This window comes from Streptomyces sp. NPDC057280 (assembly GCF_042668605.1).
GTDB lineage: Bacteria > Actinomycetota > Actinomycetes > Streptomycetales > Streptomycetaceae > Streptomyces.
Genome location: NZ_JBHUYR010000005.1, coordinates 472,654 through 486,243, shown reverse-complemented (window position 1 = coordinate 486,243; position 13,590 = coordinate 472,654). Strand labels below are relative to the sequence as shown.

Below are 13,590 nucleotides of genomic sequence, written 5' to 3'. Positions count from 1 at the left end.
CATCTCATGATCCAGTTCGACGCGGTCCACAAGCGCTTCCCCAACGGCACGACAGCGGTCCACGACCTCTCCCTGGAGATCCCCGAGGGCGGCGTGACGGTCCTCGTCGGATCTTCCGGTTGCGGCAAGACGACCACCCTCAGAATGATCAACCGGATGGTCGAACCGACCTCCGGCACCATCAAGGTCGGCGGCAAGGACGTCACCCGGCAGGACGCGGCCGAACTGCGCCGCTCCATCGGGTACGTCATCCAGCAGGCCGGCCTCTTCCCGCACCGCACGGTGCTCGACAACATCGCCACCGTGCCGCTGCTCCTCGGCCACGGCCGGCGCAAGGCACGAGCCCGGGCGGCCGAGCTGCTGGAGACCGTCGGCCTCGCCGCCGACGCCGGCAAGCGCTACCCCCACCAGCTCTCCGGCGGCCAGCAGCAGCGGGTCGGCGTGGCCCGCGCGCTCGCCGCCGACCCGCCGGTGCTCCTCATGGACGAGCCCTTCGGCGCGGTCGACCCGGTGGTGCGCACCCAGCTCCAGGACGAACTGCTCCGGCTCCAGAAGGAGCTGAGCAAGACCATCGTCTTCGTCACCCACGACGTCGACGAGGCCGTCCGGCTCGGCGACCAGATCGCGATCTTCCGCACCGGCGGCCACCTGGTGCAGTGCGCCTCCCCCGCCGAGCTCCTCGCCCGGCCCGCCGACGACTTCGTCGCCGACTTCCTCGGCGCCGAGCGCGGACTGAAGCTGCTGTCGCTGAAGACCCTCGCGGGCGTCCCGCAGGGTCCCGCACCGGAGGGCGGCACCTGGTCCCTCGTCCTCGACGCGGCACGCAAGCCCCTGCACTGGGCCTCGCCGGACGCCGAGCTGCCCGTACGGCCGCTGACGGACGGCGACTCCCTGCTGTCCGCGCTCAACGAGTCGATCGCCTCCCCCACCGGCCTGATAGCCCGCGTCGACGCGGCGGGCGTCCTCACCGGCGTCACCTCCCGCGACGACATCCACACGCACGCGGGCCAGGCGCACAGCGAAGCGCGGGTGGCCGCATGACCATCGACTGGTCGTGGATAGGCGACCACACCGACGACCTCACCAGCCTCACGGTCTCCCACCTCCAGGCCGCGCTGACCGCCGTCTTCTTCGGGCTCCTGATCTCGCTGCCGCTCGCGGTCGTCGCGCACCGGGTCCGCCCCCTGCGCGGCTTCCTGCTCGGCCTCTCGAACGTCCTGTTCACGATCCCGTCGATCGCGATCTTCGTCCTCCTGCTGCCGATCAGCGGCCTGACCCGCACCACCACGGTCATCGGCCTGACGGTCTACACCCTGGTCGTGCTGCTGCGGAACACCGTCGAGGGCCTCGACTCGGTCCCCGCGAAGACCAAGGAGGCGGCGAAGGCGATGGGCACGCGCCCGCTGCGCACGCTGCTCACCGTCGAGTTCCCGCTCGCGCTCCCCGTGATCATGGCGGGCGTCCGGATCGCCACGGTCATGTCGATCTCCCTCGTGTCCGTCGCCACCTACATCGGCGACGGCGGCCTCGGCCAGCTCTTCACCGACGGCTTCCAGCGCGACTTCCCGACCCCGGTGATCGCGGGCGTGGTCCTCACGATCCTGCTCGCGGTCGTCGCGGACGCGGCCCTGGTCGCCCTCCAGTACGTCCTCACCCCCTGGAAGAGGAGGCGGGCCTAAGACATGTACGAGCTCATCAGGAACCTCGGCACCTGGCTGACCAGCGGCTCCAGCTGGACCGGCACGGACGGCATCGCGCACCGCCTCGCCGAACACCTCCAGTACTCGCTCCTCGCGACCCTGGTCGCGGCCGCCATCGGCCTGCCGCTCGGCCTGCTCATCGGCCACACCGGCAAGGGCGCCTTCGTCGCGATCAACCTCGCCTCCTTCGGGCGCGCCCTGCCGACCGTCGGCCTGGTCGTCCTCGTCTTCCTGGCCGGCGGACTGTCGATGCTGCCGGTGTACGTCGCCCTGGTCGCCCTCGCGGTCCCGGCGATCGTCACCAACACCTACGCCGGGATGACGGCCGTCGACCCGGACGTCAAGGACGCCGCCCGCGGCCAGGGCATGCGCGGCCACCAAGTGCTGTTCCAGGTCGAGCTGCCGCTCGCGCTCCCCCTGATCATGACGGGCCTGCGCCTGGCGCTGATCCAGGTCGTCGCGACGGCCACGATCGCCGCGTACGTCTCCTTCGGCGGCCTCGGACGCTACGTCTTCGACGGCCTCGCCCAGCGCGACCTCGTCCAGGTGCTGGGCGGCGCGGTGCTGGTCGCCGTCATCGCCGTGACCCTCGACCTCGCCCTGTCCGGCCTCCAGCGCTTCCTCTTCCGCCACCGCACCGCCTAGGGAACACAGACCATGAACCGACGCACCCTCCTCGGCGGCCTGTTCGCGGCCGCCTCCGTCCCCGCCCTGACCGCCTGCGCGAGCGGCATCACCTCCCTCGACGGCCAGGGCTCCGCCTCCGGTGGCGGCGGCTCCAGCAAGGGCGGAGTCACCATCGGCACCGCCAACTTCACCGAGAACCAGGTCCTCGGCTACCTCTACGCCGCCGTGCTCCAGGACGCCGGTGTGAAGGTGAAGGTCCGCCCGAACCTCGGCACCCGCGAGATCGTGATCCCCGCCCTGAAGAGCGGCGACATCGACCTGCTGCCCGAGTACCAGGGCGCCCTCCTCAACTACCTGGCCCCGAAGGACGATTCGGCGGAGCCCGGCACCATGCAGAACGCGCTCACGCTGGCGATGCCCAGCGGCCTCCAGGTCCTGCCGTACGGCCAGGCCGCCGACTCCGACTGTTTCGTGGTCACCCGGGAGACGGCCCGGAAGTACGGCCTGACCTCCCTGGCCGACCTGGCGAAGCAGAACGGCAAGCTCGTCATCGGCGCCGCGCCCGAGGTGAAGAAGCGCCGGGTGGGTGCGATCGGCCTGAAGGACGTCTACGGCGTGGAGTTCAAGGAGTTCAAGTCGCTGGACTCGGACGGCCCGCTCGTCAAGGGCGCCCTGAAGAAGGGCGACGTGGACGTCGCGAACCTCTTCACCACCGACACCGACATCGCCGGCAACGACTGGGTCGTGCTGACCGACCCCAAGAACCTGATCCCCAGCCAGCACATCGTCCCGCTCATCGCCGACCGCAAGGCCGACGACAAGGTCCGCAAGGCCCTCGCCCGGCTCGGCAACGTCCTGACCACGGACCAGCTCACCCAGCTCAACAGCCAGGTCGACAACGACAAGAAGGACCCGGAGGACGTGGCGAACACCTACGCGAAGCAGCACGGGCTGACGAAGTGAGCCGTCGCTGACACGTCGACGATCCGACGGCGATGATCTGACGATGAATCAGCCAAGAGTCGTTAAACCGGCACGCTCGGTGACCGATCGCACGCGTACGGTGATCGGGCGTCAACCGTACGACTCCTGAGGACACGTCATGGCCTCCAACCGCCGGGCCTTCGTGACGGTCACCGCCGTCGGCGCAGTGGCCGCCGCCCCCGCCGCGGCGGCCCCCGCCACCACCGGCCACCCGCACGACTCCCGCACGGCCCTCGCCGAACTCCTCGCCGGGAACCTGCGGTACGCCACCGGCCGCTCCCGCCACCCGCACGAGAGCGACCGCCTGCGGCACGGTCCGGCCGGCGCGCAGCACCCCTTCGCGGTGGTGGTCGGCTGCGTCGACTCCCGGGTCCCGCCCGAGTTGGTCTTCGACCAGGGCCTCGGGGACCTGTTGTGCATAAGGACGGCCGGCCAGGTGCTGGACGAGGCGGTGCTGGCGTCCGTCCAGTACGGCGTCGAGGAACTGCGCATCCCGCTGGTGGTCGTGCTCGGGCACGAGCGGTGCGGGGCCGTCGCGGCCACGCTGGAACACCTGCGCACCGGGGCCCCCGTGCCCGCCCACCTGAATCTGCTGGTCGACGAGATCACCCCGTCCGCCCGCCGCACCCGCGCCCTGCCCGGCGACTGGGCCGAGCACACCATGACGGCGCACACCCGCTGGGTCCGGGACGCCATCCGGGCCGACCCCGCCTTCCGCCGGGCCCACGTGGCGGCCGCCCGCTTCGACCTCGACACAGGCCTCGTCTCGGTACTGCCCTGAGCCTCAGCTCCGCGGGCCCGCCGTCGCCCCCAGGGGGCCTCCCGGTCATCCCCAGCCCGAACACGGGGGCTATCCCCAGTGCGGCGGGGGCCCCGGCTCCCTAACTTTGAGTGCATGAGCGGAATGGACGCGCGGGACGCCGACCTGAAGAAAGAACTCGACGCCACCCTGCAGGCCCGCAGGGAACTGGGCGAGGAGTACGAGTCCGCACTGGTGGACTCCTTCCTGGAGAAGGTCGACCAGCGCATCGACGGCGCGGTGGAGCGCCGGGTGCGCCGGCAGCTGGCCGAGCAGCAGATGGTGGTGGCCCGGGGGGCACGGAAGCCGAGCCCGACGGACTCCTGGGGCGAGCGCTACGGCTTCGGCATCGTCTCGCTGGTCCTCGCCGTCCCGCTGTCCGCGATCGGCGGCGGCATCGCCCATCTGCCCGGCCTGCTGGTCGCCTGGGCCGGCATCGTCGGCGTCAACGCCTTCCAGGCCGTGCGCACCAACCCCGAGCTGTTCCGGGGCCGGCGGCACCGCAAGTCCGGACAGGACAGCGAGTGGGAGGGCTGACCGGCCTCACGCCTGGCGGGTCGGCAGCACCATGATCTGACGCAGGTTGACATGCCGGGGGCGGCTGGTGACGTAGGCGACGACGTCGGCGACCTCCGCCGCGGACAGCGTGCCCATCGCGTCGACCATCCCGCCGACCTGTTCGCGCAGACCGTCGTTGTCGATGTGCGAGGCGAGTTCGCTCTCCGTCAGCCCCGGCTCGATGTTGGTGACCCGCACGTCCCGCGGCCCGAACTCACCGCGCAGCAGCGCCGACAGGTGGGTGACCGCGGCCTTCGTCGCCCCGTACACGGCGTAGTTGGTGAAGCCGGTGACGTGCGCGCCGATGGACGAGACGTTCACCAGGTCCGCGCTGCCGCCCCGCGCGGCCGCGTCCGTCAGGTCCTTGGCGAAGGCGCCGATGACGCGCAGGACGCCGGTGACATTGGTGTCGATCATCCGCTGCCACTCGTCGACGCGGGCGTCCTCGATCGGGTTGGGCAGCATGACGCCGGCGTTGTTGACGACCAGGTCGACGCTCCCGTACTCCTCGTGGATCCGCTGCACGGCGGCGTCCACCGAGGCCCCGTCGGTCACGTCGGCGACCACGGCCAGTGCCTGCCCGCCGTCCGCCCGGATCTTCCCGACGACGGCCTCCAGCCGCTCCGCCCGGCGCGCCAGCAGCGCGACCTTCGCGCCCTGCGCGGCCAGCCCGACGGCGACGGCCTCGCCGATACCGCTCGCCGCTCCGGTGACGACGGCGGTACGGCCGGCCAGGTTCTCGTACGACATGAGTGCTCCTCGGTGAGTGAGTCGCCCGGTGTCTCCCGGCGACGTCCACCACCCTGCGCCGCCCGGCGCGGCCTACCCAGGGATGCGCTTTTCCTGGGTCTGGCAGAACCAGGTTGGAATTTGGCCGCTCCCCTACGATCGAACCCATGGACGGGGACCTCGGAGACTTCCTGCGCTCACGCCGCGCCCGCATCCAGCCCGAGGAGGTGGGGCTGGCCTCGTACGGGCGGCGCCGCGTACCCGGGCTGCGCCGCGAGGAGGTGGCCCAGCTCGCCGGCGTCAGCGTCGACTACTACATCCGCCTGGAACAGGGCCGCGGCCCGAGCGTCTCGGACGCCGTCCTGGACGCGATCGCACGCGTCCTGCGCCTCGACGACACCGAGCACGCCTATCTGCGCGCGGTGGCCAGGCCGCCGAAGAAGCACACGCCCCGCCGCAACGCCCCGCGCGTCCGCCCCGGCGTCCAGCTCCTGCTGGACAGCATGGAGCGCACGCCCGCGTTCGTCCTCGGCCCCGGCATGGAGGTCCTGGCCTGGAACGCCCTCGGCGACGCCCTGCTGGGCTTCAGCCGGATGGCGCCGGCCCGGCGCAACATCGTCCTCCAGCTCTTCCTGGAGCCCGGCGGGCGCGACCTCTATCCCGACTTCGCCGCGGTCGCCGCCCAGACCGTCGCCCACCTGCGCCTCAGCGCGGGCGCCCACCCCGACGACCCCGCCCTGCGCGACCTCGTCGGCGAACTCTCCCTCAAGAGCGAGGACTTCCGCCGCCTGTGGGCCGACCACCAGGTCCGGGCGTGCATGTACGGCGTGAAGCGTGTCCAGCACCCGGTCGCGGGCCTGCTGACCCTCCCGTACGAGTCCCTGACCCTCCCGGAGACCCCGGACCAGACCCTCGTCGTCTACACCCCGGAACCGGGCTCGGAGACAGCGGAGCGGCTGCAGCTGCTGGGAAGTTGGGCGACCACCCACTGAGCGGGACAAAAGGGCGAGAGGGGAATTGGGGAAGAGGAGAAGAGGGGAAAAAAATATGCGCGGGGACCGCCGCACCCCCGTTACCGGGGGGCGGGACGACGGCGGTCCCCGCGAGGGACGTCGACCGGGTCAGGGCCAGGTCTGGCGTCCGGCGTCCATGGAGGTCCGGGAGCCGCTCCGGAGGTCCTTGGACGTTTCGGTGCCGGCGGGGGCGGGGAGCCGCTCCCGCCCTGCCGACACCCACTAATGTGCCGGACGCGTGTTAAGCGAGTGCTGCGCGGACGTGACACCCTCGTACCACTTCCGGGAAGTCCACCGATTCGGTAGGCAAACGGAAGTTCGCCGCCCGCCCCGCCGGTTCACCGGACGTTCACCGCTGCTTTCCGCCCTTGGCGAGGAAAGCCAACGGGACTCGGCCACTCCGTCAACGAGAAGTCGCCGGCTCACCCGATGTACGGAACCAGTCGGTCATCGACTCGTCCGTCACGTCGTCCAGCCGCATAGTTCGAGGCATCCGAACATTTCATCCACCCTGGAAGGGGTGCTCGCATGCCCGGCTGGTCCAGAAGCTTCCTCGATCCCTCGCTCGTCGTGGCCCTGGAGGCCGGACGCACCTTCGAGGAATGGCTCGGCGGTCGCATACCCGCCGTGGACTACGCCCGGATCAGCGCCGACCAGAGCACGCGGTCCGCCGTCCTGGCCAAGGGCCGAGCGCCAGGCACGGGGATTCGCCACCAGCACGAGGAGAACACCGAGACGGCAGCCGAATTCGGTGTGGCCATCGTCAAGTTCTACGAGGACAACGGACTGACGGCCGCACAGCCGGCCCTCGTACGCCCGGCCTTCATGGAGATGGTCGACGCTCTGCACTGCCGAAGGACGACCGAGGGCTTTCCCGTCCTGGCGCTCGTCGCCACGGAACATGAACGCGTGTGGCGGCTGGCTTCGGACTTCACCCGGGTCCGCCAAGCCGTCACGGTCACCGACGAGGGACTGTTCATCGAGCGGCGAAGCGTGTTCGATCTCGGTTCGCTTCGCCACGCCGAGGCGACCGTCACCAGCGAGGGCGAGGTGCGGAGAGCGAAGGAGCGCATCGAGCGCCGTGTCCGGCGCCGGGCGATCGACGGCGGGACACCGGGAGGACGCAGACGCTTCGGCTGGCTACCACCCGACCCCCGCTCCGGGCGGAAGATCAATATGCGCAGAGACCCCGAGGAATGGCCCGTACTCAGCGAGATGATCGACTCCGCACTGTGTGGCACGAGTTGGAACGCCATCGCCCGGCGACTCAACACCCGGGGCGTCCCGACCGCCTCGGGAAACCGGTGGAGCGGAGCGACCGTACGCCAAGCCCTCGTCAACCCCGTGATGTGCGGTTACCGAGCCATTCACGGCGAGCTGGTCCGTGACCCGGCCACCGGCGCACCGGTCGTCGGCCAATGGGACGCCCCCGCAACCGTCGAGGAGTGGGAGGCTCTCGTACGACTCTCCCGGGAGCGGGGCTCGAAGAGAGGCACCCGTCTGACGAACGGCGGCCCGCCCGCAGGGGTCGAGCCCCGGAGCCTGCGCAAGTACCTGTTCAGTGGGTACTTGCGCTGCGGTGCTTCCCGAGCGGATGGCTTGGTGTGCGGTTCCAAGATGGGTGGTTGTGCACGGCCGACCGCGACGAACCCCGCCAACGCCGTGTACGTGTGCGCCGCTCTGGACTGCGGCGGCACGGCGCGCAGTGTCCGTGACGTCGATCGCCACCTTCAGGAAGTGGTGCTCGCCCTGCTCGACGAGCGGCGCGGCGTCGCCGAGGAGCGGGAACCGGAGTGGGCCGGGACTCCGCTGCTCCAGTCCTTGATCAACAGGCGTGCTTCTCTCGGGCCTGAGCAGAGAACCGAGCTCGAGGCCCGGATCTCCGGGCTGGAGGCCGCCCGGGAGAAGCACAGCCACAGCCGACGGGACGCGGCGGCCTGCTGGGACGCGTCACGCTGGCCCGTGATGAGTCTCGAAGAGCGGCGGACGGCGGTGGGCACCGTCCTGCGGACGGTGACCGTCCTGCCGCTCCCGCCCGGCCGGTCACGCCGCGCCCCGTTCGACCCCACGCTCCTGCGGATCACTGCCGCGACGTGACCGGGGAAGCCTTGCCCGGGGTGCCGTCATCGAGGACGGCACCCCAGCCGCCCTAGTGCACCGGGCGGGCCATGTACGCCAGCAGGTCCTGACGCGTCACCACTCCGGTCGGCTTGCCCTCCACCAGCACGATCGCGGCGTCCGCACGGCCGAGGACCGCCATGAGGTCTTCGATCGGCTCACCCGACCCCACCTGCGGCAGGGGCGACGACATGTGCTTCTCCAGCGGGTCGGTGAGAGTCGCCCGCTGGGTGAACAGCGCGTCCAGCAGATCCCGTTCGACCACGGAACCGACCACCTCGGCCGCCATGACGTCGGGGTGCCCCGCGCCCGGCTTCACCACCGGCATCTGGGAGACGCCGTACTCGTGCAGCACCTCGATGGCCTGGCCGACCGTCTCCTCCGGGTGCATGTGGACGAGGCTGGGGATGGCGCCCGCCTTGTGCTTCAGCACGTCCCCGACGCTCGCGGCCGGCTCCGACTCCTCCAGGAAGCCGTACGACGCCAGCCACTCGTCGTTGAAGATCTTCGAGAGGTAGCCGCGGCCGCTGTCGGGGAGGAGGACGACGACCACGTCGTCCGGGCCGAGCCGCTCGGCGACCCGCAGAGCGGCGACGACCGCCATGCCGCAGGAGCCGCCGACCAGGAGGCCCTCCTCCTTGGCGAGGCGGCGGGTCATCTGGAAGGAGTCCTTGTCGGAGACGGCGACGATCTCGTCGGCGACGGTCCGGTCGTAGGCGGTCGGCCAGAAGTCCTCGCCGACGCCCTCGACGAGGTAGGGGCGGCCGGAGCCGCCGGAGTAGACCGAGCCCTCCGGGTCGGCGCCGACGACCTTGACCTTGCCGTCGCTGGCGTCCTTCAGATAGCGGCCGGTGCCGGAGATGGTGCCGCCGGTGCCCACGCCCGCCACGAAGTGGGTGATCTTCCCCTCCGTCTGCTCCCACAGCTCGGGGCCGGTGGAGTGGTAGTGGGAGAGCGGGTTGTTGGGGTTGGAGTACTGGTCCGGCTTCCAGGCGCCCGGGGTCTCACGGACCAGGCGGTCGGAGACGTTGTAGTACGAGTCCGGGTGCTCGGGATCGACGGCGGTCGGGCAGACGACCACCTCGGCGCCGTACGCGCGCAGCACGTTGATCTTGTCGGTGCTCACCTTGTCGGGGCACACGAAGATGCACTTGTACCCCTTCTGCTGCGCGACGATGGCGAGGCCGACGCCGGTGTTTCCGCTGGTCGGCTCGACGATCGTGCCCCCGGGCTTGAGCGCGCCGCTCTCCTCCGCCGCCTCGATCATGCGCAGGGCGATGCGGTCCTTCACGGACCCGCCGGGGTTGAAGTACTCCACCTTGGCCAGGACGGTCGCCTGGATGCCCTGGGTGACGTTGTTGAGCCTCACCAGCGGGGTGTTGCCGACGAGGCTGATCATCGAGTCGTGGTATTGCACCGTTGTCTCCGGATGCTGCAAAAGATGTGGTCGTAGTGGTTCCGCCAGCCTACGGCCCCTTGGCGGTTGTTCACTCCTCGTTGCGATTGGACGACGCCCCGTACGGGGCAAGGAGTGGATGTACGGCAACGAGGAGGTGGCGGCGACGCATGACGAGCATGTCGAGGGCGAGGGTGGCCCGGCGGATCGCGGCGGGCGCGGCGTACGGCGGCGGCGGGATCGGGCTGGTCGGCGCGGCGGCCGTGGGTGTGCTGCTGGCCGAGGTGCGGCTCGCCAAACGCCAGGTGGGCAACGGCCACGGACCGTCGCCGCACGTCCCCAACGCGCAGGGCCTGTACGGCCTCTCCTATTCCGTCCCCGGTGAACCGCCCCTCAGGCTGACCATGCTGGGCGACTCCACGGCCGCGGGGCAGGGGGTGCACCGCTCGGGGCAGACGCCGGGCGCGCTGCTGGCGTCGGGTCTTGCGGCGGTCGCGGAACGGCCGGTGGATCTGCGCAACGTGGCGCTGCCGGGTGCCCGCTCGGACGACCTGGACCGCCAGGTGGCCCTCGTCCTCGCGGACCCCGCACGGCTGCCCGACGTCTGCGTGATCATGATCGGCGCGAACGACGTCACCCATCGGATGCCGCCGACCCGTTCCGTACGTCACCTGTCGACAGCCGTACGGCGCCTGCGCACGGCCGGTGCGGAGGTGGTGGTCGGGACCTGTCCCGACCTCGGCACCGTCGAGCAGGTCCAGCAGCCCCTGCGCTGGCTGGCCCGGCGGGCCTCCCGTCAGCTGGCGGCCGCCCAGACGATCGGCGTCGTCGAGCAGGGCGGCCGCACCGTGTCCCTGGGCGACCTGCTGGGCCCGGAGTTCGCGGCGAACCCGCGCGAGCTGTTCGGGCCGGACAACTACCACCCGTCGGCGGAGGGCTACGCGACCGCGGCGATGGCGGTGCTGCCGACGGTGTGCGCGGCCCTCGGGCTGTGGCCGGCGGATGAGGAGCGCCCGGACGTCAGCCGCCGCGAGGGCTTCCTGCCCGTGGCCCGCGCCGCGGCGGAGGCCGTCGCCGAGCCGGGCACCGAGGTCACGGCGGCGATGCCGACGGGGCCGAAGGGGCCATGGGCGCTGCTGAAGAGGCGGAGGCGGCGGAGGGTGCCCGAGCCGGAGCGGGCGCCGGTCACTCCGTCACCGTGAGCCCTTCATCGCCGACCACCAAAAAGCAAGCGCTTAGAAAACTGCGGCCAGGGTCACACCCCCATCCCCGTGACCACGCCTCTACGTACGGGTAACTTCCCAACCAGCCCTGCCCGGAAGAACCCGTACGCCAATGGAGCCGTGATGCCCGAAGCAGTGATCGTCTCGACCGCCCGCTCCCCCATCGGCCGCGCCGTCAAGGGCTCCCTCAAGGACCTGCGCCCCGACGACCTCACCGCCACGATCATCCAGGCCGCCCTCGCCAAGGTCCCCGAGCTGGACCCGCGCGACATCGACGACCTGATGCTCGGCTGCGGTCTGCCCGGCGGGGAGCAGGGCTACAACCTGGGGCGGATCGTCGCCGTGCAGATGGGCATGGACCACCTGCCGGGCTGCACGATCACCCGTTACTGTTCCTCCTCGCTCCAGACGAGCCGCATGGCCCTGCACGCCATCAAGGCCGGCGAGGGCGACGTCTTCATCTCGGCCGGTGTCGAGATGGTCTCCCGCTACGCCAAGGGCAGCTCGGACGGCCTGCCGGGCACCACCAACCCGCTCTTCGACGAGGCCCAGGCCCGCACCGCGGCCACCGCCGCCTCCGAGGGCTCCACCTGGCACGACCCGCGCGAGGACGGCCTGCTCCCCGACCCGTACATCGCGATGGGCCAGACCGCCGAGAACCTGGCCCGGGTCAAGGGCGTCACCCGCCAGGACATGGACGAGTTCGGCGTCCGCTCCCAGAACCTCGCCGAGGAAGCCATCAAGAACGGCTTCTGGGAGCGCGAGATCACCCCGGTCACGCTGCCCGACGGCACGGTCGTCAGCAAGGACGACGGCCCGCGCGCCGGCGTCACCCTGGAGGCCGTCGGCGGCCTGAAGCCGGTGTTCCGCCCGGACGGGCTGGTCACGGCGGGCAACTGCTGCCCGCTGAACGACGGCGCCGCCGCGGTCGTGATCATGTCCGACACCAAGGCGCGCGAGCTGGGCCTCACCCCGCTCGCCCGGATCGTGTCCACCGGTGTCTCGGGCCTGTCCCCCGAGATCATGGGCCTCGGCCCGGTGGAGGCGTCCAACCAGGCCCTGCGCCGCGCCGGTCTCACCATCGACGACATCGACCTGGTCGAGATCAACGAGGCGTTCGCCGCCCAGGTGATCCCCTCCTACCGCGACCTGAACATCCCGCTGGAGAAGCTGAACGTGAACGGCGGCGCGATCGCCGTCGGCCACCCCTTCGGCATGACCGGCGCCCGCATCACCGGCACGCTGATCAACTCCCTGCAGTTCCACGACAAGCAGTTCGGCCTGGAGACGATGTGCGTCGGCGGCGGCCAGGGCATGGCCATGGTCATCGAGCGCCTCAGCTGACCGAGTTGGCGTCCCGTTCGGTGCAACGCCGAAAGTAGTCGTCCGCACACCCGCCGTGAGGTCATGGCCCAGAACCCTTGAACCACCGGGGTTCTGGGCCGTTTTGTGATCCAATCTCCGTCAGGATGTGACCTATCTCCCTCTGCGCAGGGATTTACGCAGGTCAGAACCGTTCTCACACTAAACTCCGGGCCCAAAGTCCTGTCCGTTTCGTGACGTTACGCACTGACAGCGGGATAGTCCGCCCTTCAAGCTGATGTAGGAAGTCGGGGGTCGACTTTGAACCGGGAGTACGTCAGTGAGCGCCATGCCGATCGCCTTGCTGGTCACCACGGCCGCCACGGGCGCCGTGGGCGTCGCCGTCCTGCGCACCCTCTTGCAGCTGCGCCGACAGGTGGCGGCCCTGCACACCCAGCTCGCCGGGACGAACACGGCGGCCGCCGCGCACGGCCTCGTGCCCGCCGCCCGGCTCGCCGGTGAGGCCGACGAGATACGCGCCGCGGTGGCCGAGGCCCTCGCGGAGGAGCGGGAGCGGGAACTCGCCGAGGCGCGCGCCTTCTGGGCCGCGCAGGAGGCCCGGGACGCCGACGCGCCCACCCTCCTCGGGCTGACCGACAGCGAGCTGTTCCTGCCCCGCCAGAGCGACTTCGTGGGCCTGGAGCACCTGGAGCCGGTCGCCGAGCCGGCCGCGGACGCCGACGAGTTCGCCGCGGACTCGCCCGAACTGACCGCGGCCCGCCGCCGGCACCCCTCCCACCCGGACTTCGTGCCGGTCCAGTCACCGGTCGTGAACGACCATGAGCGCACGGTGGCGACGCTGGAGGAACTCGCCGCTTCGCGAACGGAGCTGGCCGACGTCCGCCCGGGTCCGCTCGGCACGCTCGACGTCTACGTCTTCGCCGACGGCACCACGCTGTGCATGACCCCGGGACACAAGGAGACCGCGGAACGCCTCTCCGCGGCCCTGACGGCCGGCGAGACGCCGATACTGCTGGGCGGTTCGGGAGTCTCGGGCGCGTACACGCTGACGTTCGCGTGCGGTGAGGAGAACGTCTACATCCTGGCGGACCGGGTCATAGCGAGTCTGTAGCCCGCCGGG

13 protein-coding genes are annotated in these 13,590 nt (G+C 70.9%); 11 read left to right on the top strand and 2 right to left on the bottom strand.

The genetic code is table 11. The features are described 5' to 3' along the window. Window positions 1-6: 6 nt before the first annotated feature. The 6 genes from ACFUO4_RS29730 to ACFUO4_RS29705 all read left to right on the top strand — a co-directional run bounded on the left by ACFUO4_RS29730 (window position 7) and on the right by ACFUO4_RS29705 (window position 4,647). Window positions 7-1,041 (top strand): ABC transporter ATP-binding protein, encoded by a 1,035-nt coding sequence (locus tag ACFUO4_RS29730; protein ID WP_079310108.1) that lies wholly within the window; start codon window positions 7-9, stop codon window positions 1,039-1,041. After that, the gene (locus tag ACFUO4_RS29725) at window positions 1,038-1,679 is read left to right on the top strand and encodes an ABC transporter permease (protein WP_383490634.1); all 642 of its coding nucleotides are present in this window, start codon (window positions 1,038-1,040) and stop codon (window positions 1,677-1,679) included. Before ACFUO4_RS29730 ends, ACFUO4_RS29725 begins: the two co-directional genes overlap by 4 nt. Window positions 1,680-1,682: 3 nt before the next feature. Beyond that, window positions 1,683-2,345 (top strand): ABC transporter permease, encoded by a 663-nt coding sequence (locus ACFUO4_RS29720; protein ID WP_383490632.1) that lies wholly within the window; start codon window positions 1,683-1,685, stop codon window positions 2,343-2,345. 12 nt (window positions 2,346-2,357) lie between these two features. Beyond that, window positions 2,358-3,290, top strand: a complete 933-nt coding sequence (locus ACFUO4_RS29715) for an ABC transporter substrate-binding protein (protein ID WP_079310110.1) — start codon at window positions 2,358-2,360, stop codon at window positions 3,288-3,290. A 139-nt stretch (window positions 3,291-3,429) separates the two neighbouring features. Continuing rightward, window positions 3,430-4,092 (top strand): carbonic anhydrase, encoded by a 663-nt coding sequence (locus ACFUO4_RS29710; protein WP_383490630.1) that lies wholly within the window; start codon window positions 3,430-3,432, stop codon window positions 4,090-4,092. 123 nt (window positions 4,093-4,215) lie between these two features. Beyond that, window positions 4,216-4,647: a hypothetical protein gene (locus ACFUO4_RS29705; RefSeq protein ID WP_079310112.1), complete on the top strand. Its 432-nt coding sequence runs from the start codon at window positions 4,216-4,218 to the stop codon at window positions 4,645-4,647. A gap of 6 nt (window positions 4,648-4,653) precedes the next feature. Here the strand turns inward: ACFUO4_RS29705 and ACFUO4_RS29700 are convergent, their stop codons facing one another. Then, on the bottom strand, window positions 4,654-5,418 hold the full coding sequence (locus ACFUO4_RS29700; RefSeq protein ID WP_079310113.1) for an SDR family oxidoreductase: 765 nt from the start codon (window positions 5,416-5,418) through the stop codon (window positions 4,654-4,656). 146 nt (window positions 5,419-5,564) lie between these two features. Between ACFUO4_RS29700 and ACFUO4_RS29695 the strand changes: the two genes are divergently transcribed. Both ACFUO4_RS29695 and ACFUO4_RS29690 read left to right on the top strand, forming a co-directional pair. After that, a complete protein-coding gene (locus tag ACFUO4_RS29695; RefSeq protein WP_079310114.1) occupies window positions 5,565-6,389 on the top strand; it encodes a helix-turn-helix transcriptional regulator in 825 nt (274 codons plus the stop codon). A gap of 549 nt (window positions 6,390-6,938) precedes the next feature. Beyond that, window positions 6,939-8,507 (top strand): recombinase family protein, encoded by a 1,569-nt coding sequence (locus ACFUO4_RS29690; RefSeq protein WP_383490628.1) that lies wholly within the window; start codon window positions 6,939-6,941, stop codon window positions 8,505-8,507. Window positions 8,508-8,559: 52 nt separating this feature from the next. Here the strand turns inward: ACFUO4_RS29690 and ACFUO4_RS29685 are convergent, their stop codons facing one another. Then, entirely contained in the window at window positions 8,560-9,945 is a 1,386-nt protein-coding gene (locus tag ACFUO4_RS29685; protein ID WP_079310116.1) for a cystathionine beta-synthase, read from the bottom strand. 149 nt (window positions 9,946-10,094) lie between these two features. Between ACFUO4_RS29685 and ACFUO4_RS29680 the strand changes: the two genes are divergently transcribed. The 3 genes from ACFUO4_RS29680 to ACFUO4_RS29670 all read left to right on the top strand — a co-directional run bounded on the left by ACFUO4_RS29680 (window position 10,095) and on the right by ACFUO4_RS29670 (window position 13,581). Continuing rightward, complete coding sequence (locus tag ACFUO4_RS29680; RefSeq protein WP_079310117.1) at window positions 10,095-11,126, top strand: SGNH/GDSL hydrolase family protein; 1,032 nt, start codon at window positions 10,095-10,097, stop codon at window positions 11,124-11,126. 144 nt (window positions 11,127-11,270) lie between these two features. Continuing rightward, the gene (locus tag ACFUO4_RS29675) at window positions 11,271-12,491 is read left to right on the top strand and encodes an acetyl-CoA C-acetyltransferase (protein ID WP_079310118.1); all 1,221 of its coding nucleotides are present in this window, start codon (window positions 11,271-11,273) and stop codon (window positions 12,489-12,491) included. A gap of 307 nt (window positions 12,492-12,798) precedes the next feature. Next, a complete protein-coding gene (locus ACFUO4_RS29670; RefSeq protein WP_383490764.1) occupies window positions 12,799-13,581 on the top strand; it encodes a hypothetical protein in 783 nt (260 codons plus the stop codon). Window positions 13,582-13,590 lie beyond the last annotated feature (9 nt).